This is a genomic window from Pseudomonas sp. AC463, assembly GCF_979253585.1.
This window is the reverse complement of record NZ_CEEDDZ010000018.1, coordinates 15,054-31,299: the sequence shown is the minus strand read 5'-3', so window position 1 is coordinate 31,299 and position 16,246 is coordinate 15,054. Positions and strand designations below refer to the sequence as shown.

The 16,246-nt window shown below is 62.6% G+C and carries 15 protein-coding genes and 1 pseudogene; 11 read left to right on the top strand and 5 right to left on the bottom strand.

The window, feature by feature from the left end; all coding sequences use genetic code 11:
* The first annotated feature begins 11 nt into the window (after nt 1–11).
* From AC0IYH_RS21770 to AC0IYH_RS21760, 3 genes are read left to right on the top strand one after another with little or no spacing between them, the layout of a single operon-like run.
* Nucleotides 12–968, top strand: coding sequence for a glycosyltransferase family protein (locus AC0IYH_RS21770; RefSeq protein WP_471836126.1), 957 nt, complete (start codon nt 12–14; stop codon nt 966–968).
* Nucleotides 969–1,020: 52 nt separating this feature from the next.
* Entirely contained in the window at nt 1,021–1,782 is a 762-nt protein-coding gene (locus AC0IYH_RS21765) for a glycosyltransferase family 2 protein (protein ID WP_122774821.1), read from the top strand.
* A gap of 46 nt (nt 1,783–1,828) precedes the next feature.
* Entirely contained in the window at nt 1,829–2,914 is a 1,086-nt protein-coding gene (locus AC0IYH_RS21760; protein WP_471836124.1) for a glycosyltransferase, read from the top strand.
* Here AC0IYH_RS21760 and AC0IYH_RS21755 read toward each other — a convergent pair.
* Nucleotides 2,903–3,469: a protein kinase family protein gene (locus tag AC0IYH_RS21755; protein WP_206222729.1), complete on the bottom strand. Its 567-nt coding sequence runs from the start codon at nt 3,467–3,469 to the stop codon at nt 2,903–2,905. The two genes, AC0IYH_RS21760 and AC0IYH_RS21755, sit on opposite strands and share 12 nt — an antisense overlap.
* A 148-nt stretch (nt 3,470–3,617) precedes the next feature.
* On the opposite strand from AC0IYH_RS21755, the gene AC0IYH_RS21750 reads away from it, so the two are divergent.
* The 6 genes and pseudogenes from AC0IYH_RS21750 (at nt 3,618) to AC0IYH_RS21725 (ending at nt 10,528) form a co-directional block, all read left to right on the top strand.
* Complete coding sequence (locus AC0IYH_RS21750) at nt 3,618–4,796, top strand: O-antigen ligase family protein (RefSeq protein WP_471836123.1); 1,179 nt, start codon at nt 3,618–3,620, stop codon at nt 4,794–4,796.
* A gap of 9 nt (nt 4,797–4,805) precedes the next feature.
* Nucleotides 4,806–6,614, top strand: a complete 1,809-nt coding sequence (msbA, locus tag AC0IYH_RS21745; RefSeq protein WP_116627374.1) for a lipid A export permease/ATP-binding protein MsbA — start codon at nt 4,806–4,808, stop codon at nt 6,612–6,614.
* Between the two features lie 152 nt (nt 6,615–6,766).
* A pseudogene (locus tag AC0IYH_RS21740) lies at nt 6,767–7,471 on the top strand (sulfotransferase family 2 domain-containing protein).
* On the top strand, nt 7,464–8,072 hold the full coding sequence (gene cysC, locus AC0IYH_RS21735; protein WP_122774817.1) for an adenylyl-sulfate kinase: 609 nt from the start codon (nt 7,464–7,466) through the stop codon (nt 8,070–8,072). The pseudogene AC0IYH_RS21740 and the gene cysC overlap by 8 nt, the downstream one beginning before the upstream one ends.
* 103 nt (nt 8,073–8,175) lie before the next feature.
* Nucleotides 8,176–9,600 (top strand): bifunctional D-glycero-beta-D-manno-heptose-7-phosphate kinase/D-glycero-beta-D-manno-heptose 1-phosphate adenylyltransferase HldE, encoded by a 1,425-nt coding sequence (gene hldE / locus AC0IYH_RS21730; RefSeq protein WP_101273713.1) that lies wholly within the window; start codon nt 8,176–8,178, stop codon nt 9,598–9,600.
* Nucleotides 9,593–10,528, top strand: a complete 936-nt coding sequence (locus AC0IYH_RS21725; RefSeq protein WP_471836120.1) for an NAD-dependent epimerase/dehydratase family protein — start codon at nt 9,593–9,595, stop codon at nt 10,526–10,528. Before hldE ends, AC0IYH_RS21725 begins: the two co-directional genes overlap by 8 nt.
* A gap of 52 nt (nt 10,529–10,580) precedes the next feature.
* Here AC0IYH_RS21725 and AC0IYH_RS21720 read toward each other — a convergent pair whose 3' ends face one another.
* The 4 genes from AC0IYH_RS21720 to AC0IYH_RS21705 are packed head-to-tail and all read right to left on the bottom strand — an operon-like array spanning nt 10,581 to nt 13,957.
* Nucleotides 10,581–11,540, bottom strand: a complete 960-nt coding sequence (locus AC0IYH_RS21720; RefSeq protein WP_122774815.1) for a metal ABC transporter ATPase — start codon at nt 11,538–11,540, stop codon at nt 10,581–10,583.
* Between the two features lie 41 nt (nt 11,541–11,581).
* The gene (locus tag AC0IYH_RS21715; RefSeq protein ID WP_122774814.1) at nt 11,582–12,394 is read right to left on the bottom strand and encodes an aldo/keto reductase; all 813 of its coding nucleotides are present in this window, start codon (nt 12,392–12,394) and stop codon (nt 11,582–11,584) included.
* Entirely contained in the window at nt 12,391–13,566 is a 1,176-nt protein-coding gene (locus tag AC0IYH_RS21710; protein ID WP_471836117.1) for an NAD(P)/FAD-dependent oxidoreductase, read from the bottom strand. The genes AC0IYH_RS21715 and AC0IYH_RS21710 overlap by 4 nt, the downstream gene beginning before the upstream one ends.
* 55 nt (nt 13,567–13,621) lie before the next feature.
* The gene (locus AC0IYH_RS21705) at nt 13,622–13,957 is read right to left on the bottom strand and encodes a DMT family transporter (RefSeq protein ID WP_003236297.1); all 336 of its coding nucleotides are present in this window, start codon (nt 13,955–13,957) and stop codon (nt 13,622–13,624) included.
* Between the two features lie 96 nt (nt 13,958–14,053).
* On the opposite strand from AC0IYH_RS21705, the gene AC0IYH_RS21700 reads away from it, so the two are divergent.
* Nucleotides 14,054–14,944 carry a LysR family transcriptional regulator gene (locus tag AC0IYH_RS21700; RefSeq protein WP_471836115.1) on the top strand — a complete coding sequence of 297 codons (891 nt, stop codon included), beginning with the start codon at nt 14,054–14,056 and terminating at the stop codon, nt 14,942–14,944.
* Nucleotides 14,945–14,967: 23 nt separating this feature from the next.
* Complete coding sequence (gene waaA / locus AC0IYH_RS21695) at nt 14,968–16,242, top strand: lipid IV(A) 3-deoxy-D-manno-octulosonic acid transferase (protein ID WP_116627367.1); 1,275 nt, start codon at nt 14,968–14,970, stop codon at nt 16,240–16,242.
* Nucleotides 16,243–16,246 lie beyond the last annotated feature (4 nt).

The following is a 16,246-nucleotide window of genomic DNA, read 5'->3' as shown; positions in this document are numbered from 1 at the left end:
AAGGGAAAGTCATGAAAGTTTTGTTTCTGGTGCAGAAAGAACAGCGCGCCATTCTGGATCGCCTGTACGAAGGCATTGCCGAGCACTGCGAGTGTGATACCCGCTGGCTGAGCAGTGCTGAGCAGCGCAACCTGCGCGGCTACTTCAAGCGCGAAGTCGACGTGAGCCGCTATGACCGCATCGTGTTCTTCCTGCGCTTCAAGCAGGAAATCCGTCAGGCCGGGTTTATTCGTACGATCCCCAACCTGGTGATCCTCGAACACGATGCCTACCAGAATTACATCCCCTGCAAATACACCGGCAAATTCAGCGCGCATTACCGCCGCCTGCCGTGGGTGCGGGTGATCAGCTCCGGCCACATGGTCACCGAACGCCTGCGCGCCGAAGGCTTTGACGCGGTGTTCGTGCCCAAGGGCTATGATCAGGCGCTGCTGCAGCCGCAGGACCGTGAGCGCGACATCGAGCTGGCGTTTGTCGGCAGCACCAACAGCGTGGCCTACAGTGGTCGCAAGGCGTTGCTGGACGAGTTGGCGCAGGTTGAGCCTCTGGTGGTGACGCGTACCAAATCCGGTGAGGAATACTGTGCGACACTCAACCGGATTCGCTTTTTCGTCAGTGCCGACGTGGGCATGGGCGAGTACATGATCAAGAATTTCGAGGCCATGGCCTGTGGCTGCGTGCTGCTGGCGTTTGATCAAGGGGCGGCGGAAAACGCGGCCCTTGGTTTCCAGGACATGGTCAATGTGGTGTTCTACAAAGACATCCCGCAGTTGCAGGAAAAGCTCGCGGTGTTGCGGGCCGACCCGCAGCTGGCGGCCAGTATTGCGCGTAACGGGCAAGCGCTGGTGGTGGGCGAGTTCAGCTTTGCGCGTATCGGCCAGCGTATTGTCGAGGTGCTCCAGCCGCCCCTGCGGCCTCGGGCAGCACTGAGTTGGCTGGAACTGTTGCGCCTGAAACTGGGCGTGTAAGGGCGGCTTCCTGGCCGTAAATGATGGCCGTATGATATTATCGAGGCATTGAATGCAATTCTCCGATCAAAGCGACATAACGCTCGTGGTGACCAGTTGCGGTCGCTTCGATTTGTTGAAACGCACGCTCGAGAGCTTCGATCTGTTCAATACGGCAGATATCCGCGAAGTTTTCATCACGGAAGACTCCGGCGATGAAGGCGTGCGCCAGGCGATCCCTGAGCATTGGCGCAGTCATTGCACGTTCTTGATCAACCGCCCGAAGCTTGGGCAATTGGCATCCATCGACCTGGCCTACGAGTCGGTCAAGACCCCCTACATATTCCATTGCGAAGATGACTGGGCGTTTTATCGACCCGGGTTTGTCGAGGATTCCAAGACGGTACTGGAGCAGCGGCCGGATATTCTTCAGGTCTGGTTGCGCAATTATGTGTACGACTTGCAGGTGCACAGCCCCTATATCCACTTGGGGCCGCGCGAGGTAATCGGCGGGGTGCCGTGTTATCCCCTGCTGTCCGACAAACCTGAGTGGCAGGGGTTTTCGCTGAACCCGGGCCTGCGACGTATCAAGGAATACCGGTTATGCGCACCCTATGCAGGGTTCGAGGGTGAGAAGGGGCTTTCCAGGCGTTACGCCGAGTTGAATCTGGCGGCGGTGACCCTGGAAGGCGACGCGGTTTTGCACACCGGTTTCGGTTTGCATGTGGCGACGGCAGAAGAGCGTTTGACCAAGGCGCGGCGCAAGCGGCGCGAACGGATCAAGCTGGTAGCCATGCTGATACTGGGGGTTGGTATCGGTTGGTTGCTCAATTAGCGACATAGAACACGCCATCACAACGCCGCATAAGGTCTTTTTTTCGATGAGCATTCTTAACATCATGTGGGCCGGCGGTTCTGCATTCGCTTCGGTGCAGAAGGTTCATCAGCAAATACTTTCCCACGCCGTGAGCCATGCACCGATCGACACCTGGCTGCTTCAAGGCAGTGCGGATGGCGGTGAGCCGGCGCACGAGTGGAAGCTCTCATCCGCGCGGCTCAAGGGCCGACACCTGTGGAAATTGCTGACCCCCTTTATGCGTGCGCGTTTTCAGAAGGCGCTGCCTGCCGAGCTGGAAATCGTCTTGCTGGACGGGATCGGGGTTGCCCGGGTGATGTTGCCCGTGCTCCAGCGTGTGCCGCAGGTGCGGGCCGTGGTGGTGTTTCATGGGGCTACGCGCCTGCGGCGGGCCGACCGCCAGCTGTTTGACCAGTTTCCCACGGGGCAATTGACCCTGGCAGCGGTGTCGCAAACCCTGGCCGCCTCCCTTGAGCGTTATCTGGAGCGGCCGGTGGCGGTGCTGCGCAGCGCCTTTGACCCTGTAGCTTTCCGTGCCGCCGGGCTGTCCCGAGAGCAGGCGCGGTCGCGCCTGGGCCTGGCGCTGCACGGCGCGCCGGTGCTGGGGGCGGTGGGCCGATTGGTCGACGGCAAAGGCTTTGGCTGTTTGCTGGAGGCGTTCGCCGACGTGTCGGCCGACCTGCCTGACGCGCACCTGGTGATCATCGGCGAAGGGCCCGCAAGGCCGGCCCTTGAAGCGTGCATCAAGCAGCTCGGCTTGCAGGGCAAAGTATCACTGCCGGGTCATCTGCCGGACGCGGCGACGCTGTACCGGGCGTTTGACTGGGTGGCCATTCCGTCGACGCAAGAGGGCTTGGGATTGATCGTGCAAGAGGCGGTGATGGCCGGCGTGCCCGTGCTGACCAGTGAGTTGCCGGTGTTTCGCGAGCAGTTGGGCGACGCCGGCTGGTACGCCCCGTCAGACAATACGCAGGCCTGGGCGCATCTGATGGAGCGTGCCTTCGCGGCCTCTGCGCCAGAGGTGGCCGAGGCCCAGTCGCGGGCACTGGCGCCGGAGCAAGCCTGGAAGGACTTCAGTGAGACCTCCCAGCGCCTGTTTTCATGCCGCTAGCAGCGCTTGCTCCAATGCCTGCATTGGAAAGCGATCGTTCAGCTTCTCGCGCGCAATATAGCGTGCGAAGTGCTGCAGGTTGCGCCGTGCGAGTTCCGGGTTCAGGGGGGCGCGCAGGAAGCGCATGTCGGCCACGTCGATCAGCCCCATTTCATTGTCTGGCGTCACGACAATGTTGCCCAGGTGCAAGGAACGGAAGTAGATGCCTGCGCCATGCAAGCGGCGGATAAGCGCCACCAGCGGGCCGAGGTTAGCTTCCCACTCAAAGCCTTCCTGGTTGGAAATCTGCCGCAGGGTTTCCCCCGGCAGCGGCCGATACAACACGGCGGTCATGCCGGGCGCTTCCAGTTGAAAGAACGCAATTACGCTCAAGGTGGGGATGCCGCGCTGTTGCAACTGCGCGACGTTGTCGATGAATCGCTTGGAGTAGGGGCGAAACAATGCCGAGGAAAACAGGCGTTTGCGCCGGAAAAGTTTGAGGATATTTCCGTCAGACAGCAGGTAGACTTTCGGCCCGTAGCTGTCCTTCTCGAGGATTCTGGCACCTTCAATCATCTTGTCTAGATCGGCTTGGGCAAGCCTTGAACATTGCATCGTGGGAAAGCCTTGTGGGATTCGCGGGGCACAGTGATCGGTAATAATGCCGAAAGTTTTGGTTTTTAACCATGCCGGTTGGCGGGTTGGACGTATTCAGGAGCGGGTGATGCAAGCAAGTCGTTGGGCGCAGGTATGGATGGTTTTCGGGTTACTGTGGTTTTTGCTGGCGATTGCCTTCGCGCCAACCAACAAGATTTATCAGCAGGGGCTGACGCTGTTTCTGTGGTTGCCGGCGGTGGTGTTTGCCTGGTCGTCCCGTGAGCGCCTCAAGGAAGTCTGGCGTGAGCAACGCTGGATCTGCCTGATGATTGCCGCGCTCGCGGTGTGGGGCGCGGTCAGTTTGTTGTGGACCAATACCGAAGACCCGTCGCGTGAGACCAAGCGGCTGCTGTATATCGGCATGTTCCTGCTGTTTTTCCCGGTGTTTGCCTGTGGCCAGTCCGAACGGGTGATTCGCGCGATGCAGTGGGGTGGTTTCGGCCTCGCCTTGTCGTCGCTGGTGGCGATCATCAAGTTTTATGGCGTTGAGCATAATGCCTGGTCGGCCCGCCTCGAAGGCCTGGGGCAGTTGTCCCACCCGATCCTGGGCGCCTACGTGATTGGCGTGGCGGCGGTGTGGCTGCTGCACTGGCTGCCCCGTGGTCGTTGGATGCAGGTGGCGTGGGTGCTGTCCGTCGGATTCCTCGGGCTGTTCGTGGTATTGAGTCAGAGCCGTGGTGCCGCGTTGGCCCTGCTGTTGACCGTGGTTGCCATGCCGGCCTGGTGCCGCGACCGGCGCACCACCGTGATTGCCATCGGCGCGGTCGTGGCGGCAGTGGCGGTGTTTTTTGCCATGCAATCGCTGATGCTGGCCCGTGGCGTTTCGTATCGGCCGCAGATCTTCATGTCGGCGCTGCAGATGATTTCCGAGCACCCGTGGACCGGCCTGGGCCTGGGCGGAGATTACAAGGTACTTGCGGACGGCATTTATTTCGATCACTCCCACAACCTGTTCACCCACATCACCATCGAACTGGGCCTGCCGGGCTTGTTGCTGTGGTGCGGGCTGTGGTTCGGCGTGTTGTGGCAAGCCTGGAAGGCGCGCGACACGCTCTACGGCAAGGGTGTCATCGGCGTATGGGTGTTCTCGTTCCTGGCCATGCAGTTCGATGCGGCTAGCCTCACCGGGACGCCGCGCGCCGAGTGGTTCATTTCGTGGCTACCGATCGCGCTGGCCAGCGTTTTGGTCTGGGCGCGGGCCAAACCCGATGCTTGTGATAAAGTTCGCGTCCTATCCAATCAGTGAGCCCGACACATGAGTGACACACCGCCCAAAGCGGACCAGGAGTCCAGCCTCAAAATCTATTTGCGGCTGCTGGGCTATGTGAAACCGTATCTCGGCATGTTCATGCTGAGTATCTTGGGCTTCGTGATTTTTGCGTCCACCCAGCCCATGCTCGCGGGGATTCTCAAGTACTTCGTGGATGGCCTGAGCAATCCCGATGTGGTGTTCCTGCCCAAGATCCCGCTGTTCAAGGACTTGAAACTGCTGATGGCCGTGCCGCTGCTGATCATCCTGATCGCGGCCTGGCAGGGCCTTGGCTCGTTCCTGGGCAACTACTATCTGGCCAAGGTTTCCCTGGGGCTGGTGCATGACCTGCGCGTTTCGTTGTTCAACAAACTGCTGGTACTGCCCAACCGCTACTTCGATACGCATAACTCGGGCCACCTGATTTCGCGCATCACCTTCAACGTGACCATGGTGACCGGTGCCGCCACGGATGCGATCAAGGTGGTGATCCGCGAAGGCCTGACGGTGGTGTTCCTGTTCGGCTACCTGCTGTGGATGAACTGGAAGCTGACCCTGGTGATGTTGGCGATCCTGCCGCTGATCGCGGTAATGGTCAGCAGCACCAGCAAGAAATTCCGCAAGCAGAGCAAGAAGATCCAGGTCGCGATGGGCGACGTGACCCACGTGGCCTCGGAGACTATCCAGGGCTACCGCGTGGTGCGCAGCTTCGGTGGCGAAAGCTATGAAGAACGGCGTTTCGCCGCCGCCAGCCAAAGCAACACCGACAAGCAACTGCGCATGAACAAGACCGGCGCGGTCTACACGCCGATGCTGCAATTGGTGATCTACACCGCCATGGCCACGTTGATGTTCCTGGTATTGCTGCTGCGCGGCGATGCCACGGCCGGTGACCTGGTGGCCTATATCACCGCAGCGGGCCTGCTGCCCAAGCCGATCCGCCAGCTTTCGGAAGTCAGCTCGACGATCCAGAAAGGCGTGGCCGGTGCCGAGAGCATCTTCGAACAGTTGGATGAAGTGCCTGAAGTCGACGGCGGTACCGTGGAGCGTGATCGCGTCAGCGGTCGCCTGGACGTGCGCAACCTGAGCTTCACCTACCCGGGCACCGAGCGCGAAGTACTCAAGAACATCAGCTTCAGCGCAGCGCCTGGGCAGATGATTGCCCTGGTCGGCCGCTCGGGCAGCGGCAAGTCGACCCTGGCCAGCCTGATCCCGCGTTTCTACCATCACGAAACCGGCGAAATCCTGCTGGATGAGGTCGAGATCGAAGACTACCGCCTGCGCAACCTGCGCCGACACGTGGCCCAAGTGACCCAGCACGTGACCCTGTTCAACGACACCGTGGCCAACAACATTGCCTACGGCGACCTGGCGGATGCACCGCGTGCCGACATCGAAAAAGCCGCGGCGGATGCCTATGCCATGGACTTCATCGCCGAGCTGCCAAAAGGCCTGGACACCGAAGTCGGCGAAAACGGCGTGCTGCTTTCCGGCGGCCAGCGCCAGCGCCTGGCCATTGCCCGCGCGCTGCTGAAAAACGCGCCGTTGCTGATTCTGGACGAGGCGACTTCGGCGCTGGACACTGAGTCGGAACGCCACATTCAGGCCGCGCTGGACAAGGTCATGAAAGGCCGTACCACCCTGGTGATTGCGCACCGCTTGTCCACCATCGAGAAAGCCGACCTGATTCTGGTGATGGACCACGGTGAAATTGTCGAGCGTGGTACACACCTCGAGCTGCTGGCCATGGGCGGCTATTATTCGCGCCTGCACGCCATGGGCCTGGATGAGCCGGCAACGGCCAACATCACCTGATACACCGGGGCGCGCAATGCGCCCCGGTTTTTGTGTCAAAGCCCTTACAGGCTTTACCAAAGCCAAATAATTCACCGCCTGTCGTTTGTTATGTTGGCCCCCTCGATTCGAATCAAGAACGAGAGGGCTAACCTTCTTGCGTGGGTAATGGAATGTTGCAACGTCTGTTGTGGAAACTGCTTCCCAAGCCCCAACGGGTGTTTTTGCTGGGGCGCTTGTCGGTGGTGGATCGCCAGGCAGTCAATAAATCCCTGTCGGGTGTGACAACGCTCAACCCGGCCTTTGCGCGGCACAATTGTGTGTTTATCCACGTGCCCAAATGCGCCGGCAGCAGCGTCTGTTCGGCGCTGCTGGAGGGGCGCTGGCCGGGGCATTTGCCGTACTACTGGTACCAGCAGCAATTTCCCGAACACTGCGAACGCAGCTTCAAGTTTGCCTTCGTGCGTGACCCGCTGGAGCGTGCCTACTCGGCCTACACCTACCTGCGCAGCAACCACATGGGCGCGCGCGACCTGCACGCCCAGGCACTCGTCTCCAGCTACCGCGATTTCGACGCTTTTGTCAGCGGCTAGCTGCACCCGGACAACCTGCGTCGGCAACTGCACTTCGCGCCCCAGACCGATTTCCTGGTCGATCACATGGGGCACATGGCGATGGATTTTCTTGGGCGCCAGGAATCCCTGGAGCAGGATTTCCAGCACCTGTGCGAACGCCTCGGGGTGAGCTCATCCCTGCCACACCTGAATGTTTCCCTCGGGCGTCGCAGCGAGCCGGTCAGGGAGTTCTGCTCCGTGCGCACGCGCCGTCTGGTTCGACGTGCCTATCAACGTGATTACGAGGTCCTGGGTTATGAATAGTCAGTCGCTTGCCGGTGGTTCTGCTGCCATTCGCCCCTTTGCCTTGTCGTTATCGGTGGCGGCGCGCGCCGCGCTCAAGCATCAGCAGCCTTGCTGCCTGTGGCTCACGGGGTTGTCCGGGTCGGGCAAGTCGACCCTGGCCAATGCACTGGAAGTGCAGCTCAACGAGCAGGGGCGGCATACCTTTGTGCTCGACGGTGACAATTTGCGCACCGGTTTGTGCAATGACCTCGGCATGAGCGATGCGGCGCGCAAGGAGAATATCCGGCGTATTGGCGAAGTCGCGCGGTTGATGGTGGACGCGGGCTTGATCGTGATCGTCTCGGCCATTTCCCCGTTCAATGCAGACCGGGCCACCGCCAGGGCGCTGTTCGGGCCGGGGCAGTTTTTCGAGGTGTATATCAGCACGCCGTTCGACGTGTGTGCGCGGCGCGACCCCAAGGGGCTGTACCGCGCGGCACTGGAAGGGCGCATCAAGGCCTTCACCGGCCTGGACAGCCCCTATGAGGCGCCGCTGGCTGCCGACTGCACAATCAACACCGATGACGTCGAACTGACCGACGCCGTGGAGCACATCCTGACGGTTCTGTTTAAAAAGTGAGCAGTTTTGCCGCCTGACACATCGCGGATAAAGCTCTCGAACTAGGCGGCGCTCACCCTGTGCTAATATCGCGCCCCTGTTCATTTTGTATGTGGGTTGCTCCATGAAGTTGTCCATGCCGCGATTCGATCAAGCCCCTGTCTTGGTGGTCGGCGATGTCATGCTCGACCGTTACTGGCATGGTGGTACCTCACGGATTTCCCCTGAGGCGCCGGTGCCGGTCGTCAAGGTCGAGCAAATCGAAGACCGCCCGGGTGGCGCTGCCAACGTTGCCCTCAATATTGCCGCCCTCGGCGCCCCGGCCTCCCTGGTGGGTGTGACCGGCGACGACGAAGCCGCCGACAGCCTGGCCAACAGCCTGCGCGGCGCCGGCGTGCGCGCGCTGTTCCAGCGCATTGCCCACCAGCCCACAATCGTCAAGCTGCGGGTCATGAGCCGTCACCAGCAATTGCTGCGTATCGATTTCGAAGAACCCTTCGCCACCGACGCCCTGGCCCTCAGTGGCCAGGTCGACGAGCTGCTCGAAGGCATCAAGGTGCTGGTGTTGTCCGACTACGGCAAAGGCGCGTTGAAGAACCACCAGGTGTTGATCCAGGCCGCCAAGGCCAAGGGCATCCCGGTGCTGGCCGATCCCAAGGGCAAGGACTTCTCGATTTATCGCGGGGCCAGCCTGATCACGCCGAACCTCAGCGAGTTCGAAGCCATTGTTGGCGGTTGCGCCGATGAGCACGAGTTGGTCACCAAAGGCGCCACGCTGATGGCCGACCTCGACCTGGGCGCCTTGCTGGTGACCCGCGGCGAGCACGGCATGACCCTGCTGCGCCCAGGCCACCCGGCCATGCACCTGCCGGCGCGCGCCCGGGAAGTGTTCGACGTCACTGGCGCCGGCGACACGGTGATCTCCACCCTGGCCGCCTCCATCGCAGCTGGCGAAGAGCTGCCCCACGCGGTGGCCCTGGCCAACCTGGCGGCGGGCATCGTGGTCGGCAAGCTGGGTACCGCTGCAATCAGCGCGCCTGAGCTGCGCCGCGCGATCCAGCGTTCCGAAGGCTCGGAACGTGGCGTGCTGACCATCGAACAATTGCTGCTGGCGATTGACGACGCGCGTGCCCACAACGAAAGCATTGTGTTCACCAATGGCTGCTTCGACATCCTGCACGCCGGCCACGTGACCTACCTGGAGCAGGCGCGTGCCCAAGGCGATCGCCTGATCGTCGCGGTCAACGACGACGCCTCGGTCAGCCGCCTCAAAGGCCCGGGCCGCCCGATCAACAGTGTTGACCGGCGCATGGCCGTGCTGGCCGGCCTGGGTGCGGTGGACTGGGTGATCAGCTTCCCTGAAGCGACTCCGGAAAACCTGCTGGCCCAGGTCAAGCCGGACGTGCTGGTCAAGGGCGGCGATTATTCCGTCGACCAGGTGGTGGGTGCCGATATCGTCAGTGCCTACGGTGGCAAGGTCAAAGTCCTGGGCCTGGTCGAGAACAGCTCGACCACTGCCATTGTCGAGAAGATCCGCAACAATGAGTAACGCTGAAAAGTGGGTTCTGATTACCGGCGGCGCGGGCTTTATCGGCTCGCACCTGGTCGATGCGCTGCTCGCCAAGGGCTACGCCGTGCGGGTGCTGGATAACCTGTCCACGGGCAAGCGCAGCAACTTGCCGCTGGCCAACCCGCGCGTTGAGCTGCTGGAAGGTGACGTCGCCGATGCGGCCTTGGTGGCGCGTGCCGCCATCGGCACCACGGCGGTGGTGCACCTGGCGGCGGTGGCCTCGGTGCAGGCGTCGGTGGATGACCCGGTCAGCACGCACCAGAGCAATTTCGTCGGCACCTTGAATGTCTGCGAAGCCATGCGCCAGGCCGGGGTGAAGCGTGTGGTTTTCGCCTCCAGCGCGGCGGTGTATGGCAACAACGGCGAGGGTGCTTCGATTGACGAAGACACCACCAAGGCGCCGCTGACGCCCTATGCGTCCGACAAGCTGGCCGGCGAGCATTACTTCGATTTCTACCGGCGCCAGCATGGCCTGGAGCCGGTGATTTTCCGCTTCTTCAATATCTTCGGGCCGCGCCAGGATCCGTCCTCGCCGTACTCCGGGGTGATCAGCATTTTCAGCGAACGCGCCCAGCAGGGCCTGCCGATTGCCGTGTTCGGCGACGGCGAGCAGACCCGCGATTTCATGTACGTGGAAGACCTGGTCGACGTGCTGGTGCAGGCCATCGAAACACCGGAAGCGCCGTTGGGTGCGATCAACGTGGGCTGGAACCGCACTACCACGCTCAAGCAAGTGCTGCAGGCGTTGGAAGAAGCGGTGGGCAGTTTGCCGCCTGTGACCTACGGGCCGGCGCGCTCGGGGGATATCCGCCATTCGCGGGCGAACAACCAGCGGTTGTTGGCGAGTTTCAAGTTGCCGGAACCCACCCCACTCAAAGTTGGCCTGGAACGCCTTCTTAACAGCTAACCTAAATCAAATGTGGGAGGGGGCAAGCCCCCTCCCACATTTTGATTGCGGTTTAACCTTTAACTTTCTTCTTCGGCACAATCTTGCGCAGCACCCGCTGGGCCAGGCGCTTCAATTTCGACTCTTTCTCCGGCGCCGCCAGGCCTTGCTGCCTGAGCCAATCCTTCCAGCGAATACGCTCCTCACGCACCAGCCAGCCTTCCTGCTGGGCGAAGCTTTCCGCCAGGTACAAACCCCGCGTACTGGCCGGGTACAGTTGGTCTTTCTTCAAGGTGTACAGCTCGGCCAGTGGCTGACCGTCTTTGAGCGGCATCAGGTACAGGTCCGGGCGCTGACGGTCCAGGCGCGCCACCAACTGATCACCTTCCAGCCGCTCATCCACATGAAACAGGCTCAGCGACTTGGCCTCTTTCGGCACTTCAAGCCGCAAGTCATAAATCAATTGCAGCGACGCCGTGGGCAAGTGCACGTAAGCCCGTGGGCGTTCGATCAGTTGGGTGGTGGCGCAACGCACCGGGCGCGCGGCGCCGGACAGCGGGCTCAAGCGAAAGGGCAGCGCCTCGCGGTAATGCAGGGCCGCCGCGTAGGGCGCCGGCAGCCAGGTGTCGTTGAAGCGCCCACTGAGCCAGCCCTCGGGCGTCTCCAGCAGGCATTCCTCGGCAATCTCCTGGATGGCGGTGTGCAGCGGCAGGTTCAACTCGTGGGCGGGCACATAGCCGGAGATCAGCTTGAGCACCACGTCACCACGGTCCTGGCGACGCTGGCGCACCAGCACCCAGTAATCCTTGTTTTGCCAGTGCAGGGTCAGGCGTACCGACACGCCGAGGTTGGCCAGTTCCAGCACGAAGCGTTCGGGGTCGGCCACCTCGACCGGCTTGCGGCGCTGCAAGGTTTGGGCAAAGTTGAGCGGCATGCCCACGCTCTGGTAGCTCAGGCCTTCGGGTGTGGCTTCGACGTGCAGCGGCAGTGTTTTAAAGTTGCTGGGGTTTTTTCTTATGAGCGTTCGCGGCATGTCGGCTCCTTTCTGCGACGGGGTCGGCCGCGTCGGCGGCATCAGAGTTGACGAATGACTTGGGCAGCGGTCGCCACGTTATGGGCCAGGTGCAGCGGATTAATGGTCCCGACAATAGCACTGGCGACGCCCGTTTGCGCAAACAACAACATGAAACTGGCGCGAATTGGATCCATTCCAGGCTCCAGGCACACATGGCCGCTGGCCAGGGCCTTTTTCACCAGGATGCCCTTGCCATGGGCGGCCGCGTAATCAATGACGGCTTTTTCGGCCTGTTCGTTCAGATTGTAGGTGACCATCGCGCAATCACCTTGTTCCAGAGCCTTCACGCCGCCCTCGACGGTTTTGCCGGAGAAGCCGAAACCGCGAATCTTGCCTTCGCGTTTCAGCTCGGCCAGGGTCTGGTAGACCTCGCAGTCATTGAGGATATGCAGGTCATTGCCGTCGGAGTGCACCAGCACCAGGTCGATAAAATCAGTTTCAAGGCGTTTCAAGCTGCGCTCGATGGACATCCGCGTGTGGGCCGCGCTGAAATCGTGACTGGACACGCCGTTTTCGAACTCTTCACCGACCTTGCTGACAATCACCCAGTCCTTGCGCTGGTCACGCAGCAGCGGCCCCAGGCGTTCCTCGCTCATGCCATAGGCCGGCGCGGTGTCGATCAGGTTGATCCCCAGCTGGCGGGCCTGGCGCAGCAGCATGCGTGCGGCGTCGTCGTCCGGAATCGTGAAGCCGTTAGGGTATTTCACCCCCTGGTCGCGGCCGAGCTTTACGGTGCCCAGGCCCAGCGGCGACACCAGCAGGCCGGTGCTGCCCAGTGGGCGATGCAGGTCGTGCAGGGTAGGCAGGCTCATGGCAACAGTTGCTCCCAGGCAGGTACGCCGATGGCGGGTTTTGGCAGGTCGGGCAGGGGCTCGCCGGCCGTTGGGCGGATGCCGTCGCGTTGCAGGCTGCTGATCACTCGGTCGGCAAAGTCCGGCGCCAGGGCCAGCTTGGTCGGCCAGCCCACCAGCAGGTTGCCCTGCTCGGCGAGGAAGGCGTTGTCGGGCCGGCTCAGGCCCGATTGCAGCGGCTCGGCGCGGTCGACGCGCAAGGTGGCCCAGCGGGTCTGGCTCATGTCGATCCACGGCAGCAACTGCGCCAGCTCTTTCTGCGCGGTGGCGATCTGTTCTTCAGGGGTACGCGCCACGCCGTCGGCCTCGGCGATGTCGCCGCCCATGTACCACACCCAGTTGCCATCGGCGGCCGGGTGGGTGGTCACGGTGATGCGCGGCTTGGTGCCGCCGCCCAGGCAGTGGGCGTACAGCGGCTTCAGGCCAGGGCCCTTGGCGATGATCATGTGCAGCGGGCGGGTTTGCATGGCCGGCTGGCTCAGGCCCAGGGCGGCCAACAGCTCGGCAGTGCCGCCGCCGGCACTCAGTACGATGCGCTGGGCGCGGATCTCGCGGCCATCGACCTTCAGGCCCACCAGGCTGTCGCCGTCAAGCAGCGGTTCGATGTGCTGGCCGGCAAGCAGGCCATCCCCGGCCAGCTGCGCCAGGCGTTCGATCAGGCTCGGCACGTCGATGACCAGTTCGGCCAGGCGATAGACCTTGCCCTTGAAGCGGCGGTCTTGCAGGGCGGGCGGCAGGTCGTCGCCCTTGACCTGGTCGACGCGGCCGCGCACGGCCTTGCTGGCGAAGAAGCTGGTGAGGTTGCCGGCGAGGGTGCCCGGGGACCACAGGTAATGCGCTTCGGAGAGCAGGCGTACGCCGGACAGGTCCAGCTCACCGCTGCCGGCCAGGGCCTCGCGCCAGCGGCGCGGCATGTCGGCAATCGCTTCGGAGGCGCCGGTGAGGGCGCCATGCAGGGCGTATTTCGCGCCGCCGTGAATGATCCCCTGGGACTTCACGCTTTGCCCGCCGCCCAAGGTGGCGCTTTCCACCACCACCGTGGAAAACCCCTGGCGGCGCAGGCGCGCATTCAGCCAGAGGCCGGCAACCCCGGCGCCGACAATCACAACGTCGGTGGAAATAACGGATGGCATCGGCGACCTCAGTGTTCAAGACAAGAGGCGCAGTATACAGGCTGTTGAGTAGCGGTCAGTGCCCGGCGGTTTTCGAGAACAGCTGAATCACCACAACCCCAAGCACAATCAGGCCCATGCCCAGCATCGCCGGCACATCGAGTTTCTGCCCGTAGATAAACAGCGCCGCGATGCTGACCATCACGATGCCCATCCCGGCCCACACGGCATACGCCACGCCCACCGGCACGGTGCGCACCACCAGGGTCAGCATCCAGAAGGCCACGCCGTAGCCGACGATCACCAGCAGCAAAGGGATCGGCGTGCTCCAGCCCTTGATGGCTTTCATGGAAACGGTGGCGATCACTTCCGAGCAGATGGCGATGGCCAGGTAGTAGTAGGCAGGGTTCATGGATCAATCCTCGAAGTGCAGCACGCTTGATAAGGTCGGCATTTTAGAGGGTTACCAGATGGGGTAAAGTCATTACCTATCCGAATAGAAGATGGGTTGGCCATGCAGTGGAATCTTGAGCAAATGCGCCTGTTTGTCGACGTCGCCGAGCAGCGTTCCTTTTCGGCGGTGGCGCGCGGGCAGCGCAAGGCGCAGTCGGCGGTCAGCAACGGAATTGCCTTGCTGGAAGCAGACCTTGGCGTGAGCCTGTTCGAGCGTAGCAGTGGTCGTCAGCCCAGCCTCACTGAGGCCGGCGCGGTGCTGCTGGAGGAAGCCCGCGAAGTGCTGCGCCAGTGCGAGCGTCTCAACGGGCGCGCGCTTTCCCTGACCCGGGGTGAAGAGGCCTGCCTGCGCCTGGCGCAGGATGAAGCCATGTTGTTCCAGCCGGTGCTCGACAGCCTCGAAGCGCTGGCGTTGCAGTACCCGCTGCTCGAAGTGCAACTGTCCAGTGCCGCCCAGGGCGATGTGGCGCGCAAGCTGGTGGAGCGCAAGGCCGACCTGGGCCTGTTGTTCTATCACGACCAGATCCCCGAGGCCCTGGAGCGGCGCGTGGTGGGCAGCGTGGAAATGGTCACGGTGTGCGGCGTCAACCACCCGCTGGCCCAGGACAAATACGTGACCTGCCAGCGCCTCGCGCAGTTTCGCCAGCTGTTGATGTCGACCCAGACCAGCGTCTACCCCGGCAGCGAAGCCGCCAGCCCGCTGGTGTGGCGCGCCGACAGTTTCTACGTGTTGGCCGAATGGCTGATGAGCGGCCTGGGCTGGGCGTGGCTGCCCCGGCATATCGTGCAATACCCGGCCTACCAGCAACAAATGGTCGAGCTGGACAGCGAATGGACCCCGCCGGCCCTGGTGGTGGAGCTGGTGTGGCGCCGCGACGAACACCTCGGGCCCGCCGCGCGCTTCCTCACCGAACGTTTTGCCGAGTGCCTGCGGGCCATTGACTGAAAAAGCCGATAAACTCCGCCGCCATGAATAGAACTCTCTATAGCTGTCTGTTTTACCTGGCGCTGCCGTTGGTGGCCTTACGTCTGTGGCTGCGCGCGCGCAAGGCGCCGGCTTACGCCAAGCGCGTCGGCGAGCGGTTTTCCTATGGCTTGCCGGTGATGCAGCCGGGCGGGATCTGGGTGCACGCGGTGTCGGTGGGCGAGAGCATTGCCGCCGCGCCGATGGTTCGCGGGCTGCTGGCGCGTTACCCGACGTTGCCAATCACGGTGACGTGCATGACGCCGACCGGCTCCGAGCGCATCCAGGCATTGTTCGCCAATGAGCCGCGCATTCAGCACTGCTACCTGCCGTATGACTTGCCTTGCGCGGCCAAGCGTTTTCTTGATCGCGTGCAGCCCAAGCTGGCCGTGATCATGGAAACCGAGCTGTGGCCCAACCATATCCACGCCTGCGCCCAGCGCGGGATCCCGGTAGCGCTGGCCAATGCGCGGCTGTCGGCGCGCTCGGCCAAGGGTTATGCAAAATTTGCCAAGCTCACCGCGCCCATGCTGGCGCAAATGAGCCTGTTCGCCGTGCAAACCGAAACCGAAGCCCAGCGCTTCCGCAGCCTCGGCGCGCGGCCGCAGACCGTCGAGGTCACCGGCTCGATCAAGTTCGACCTGACCATCGACCCCGAGCTGCCGGCCCGCGCCGCCGCCCTGCGCGAACAATGGGGTGCCAGCGAGCGCCCGGTGTGGATCGCCGCCAGCACCCATGAAGGCGAAGATGAAGTGGTGCTCGCGGCCCATCGCCAATTGCTCGAAAGCTACCCCAATGCATTGCTGATTCTGGTGCCGCGCCATCAAGAGCGCTTTGGCCCGATGTTCGAACTGTGCGGGCAGCAAGGTTTTGCCACGGTGCGCCGTTCCAGCGGCGAGCCCGTCACCGCGCAAACCTCCGTGCTGCTCGGCGATACCATGGGCGAGTTGCTGTTTCTGTATGCCCTGGCCGACAGCGCCTTTGTCGGCGGCAGCCTGGTCGCCACCGGGGGGCATAACCCGCTGGAGCCGGCGGCGCTGGCAAAACCGGTGATCATGGGCCCGCACGTGTTCAACTTCCTCGAAATCACCGCGATGATGCGTGATGCCGGGGCGTTGCGTGAGGTGGATGACGCGCAAGGGTTGGCCGAGGCGGTGCGGCAGTTGTTCGAGTTGCCGCGGGATGCGCGGAAGATGGCCGAGGCGGGGCTTAAGGTGATGCAGGCCAATCAGGGCGCGTTGAAGCGTTTGCTGGACGGTCTTGGGCGCCTGATCAACTGACACA

What these genes read in the sequence shown, in the direction of transcription:
- AC0IYH_RS21770 (WP_471836126.1), top strand. Translation starts at nt 12, where the DNA reads ATGAAAGTTTTGTTTCTGGTGCAGAAAGAACAGCGCGCCATTCTGGAT.
- AC0IYH_RS21765 (WP_122774821.1), top strand. Translation starts at nt 1,021, where the DNA reads ATGCAATTCTCCGATCAAAGCGACATAACGCTCGTGGTGACCAGTTGC.
- AC0IYH_RS21760 (WP_471836124.1), top strand. Translation starts at nt 1,829, where the DNA reads ATGAGCATTCTTAACATCATGTGGGCCGGCGGTTCTGCATTCGCTTCG.
- AC0IYH_RS21755 (WP_206222729.1), bottom strand. Translation starts at nt 3,469, where the DNA reads ATGATTGAAGGTGCCAGAATCCTCGAGAAGGACAGCTACGGGCCGAAA.
- AC0IYH_RS21750 (WP_471836123.1), top strand. Translation starts at nt 3,618, where the DNA reads ATGCAAGCAAGTCGTTGGGCGCAGGTATGGATGGTTTTCGGGTTACTG.
- msbA (WP_116627374.1), top strand. Translation starts at nt 4,806, where the DNA reads ATGAGTGACACACCGCCCAAAGCGGACCAGGAGTCCAGCCTCAAAATC.
- cysC (WP_122774817.1), top strand. Translation starts at nt 7,464, where the DNA reads ATGAATAGTCAGTCGCTTGCCGGTGGTTCTGCTGCCATTCGCCCCTTT.
- hldE (WP_101273713.1), top strand. Translation starts at nt 8,176, where the DNA reads ATGAAGTTGTCCATGCCGCGATTCGATCAAGCCCCTGTCTTGGTGGTC.
- AC0IYH_RS21725 (WP_471836120.1), top strand. Translation starts at nt 9,593, where the DNA reads ATGAGTAACGCTGAAAAGTGGGTTCTGATTACCGGCGGCGCGGGCTTT.
- AC0IYH_RS21720 (WP_122774815.1), bottom strand. Translation starts at nt 11,540, where the DNA reads ATGCCGCGAACGCTCATAAGAAAAAACCCCAGCAACTTTAAAACACTG.
- AC0IYH_RS21715 (WP_122774814.1), bottom strand. Translation starts at nt 12,394, where the DNA reads ATGAGCCTGCCTACCCTGCACGACCTGCATCGCCCACTGGGCAGCACC.
- AC0IYH_RS21710 (WP_471836117.1), bottom strand. Translation starts at nt 13,566, where the DNA reads ATGCCATCCGTTATTTCCACCGACGTTGTGATTGTCGGCGCCGGGGTT.
- AC0IYH_RS21705 (WP_003236297.1), bottom strand. Translation starts at nt 13,957, where the DNA reads ATGAACCCTGCCTACTACTACCTGGCCATCGCCATCTGCTCGGAAGTG.
- waaA (WP_116627367.1), top strand. Translation starts at nt 14,968, where the DNA reads ATGAATAGAACTCTCTATAGCTGTCTGTTTTACCTGGCGCTGCCGTTG.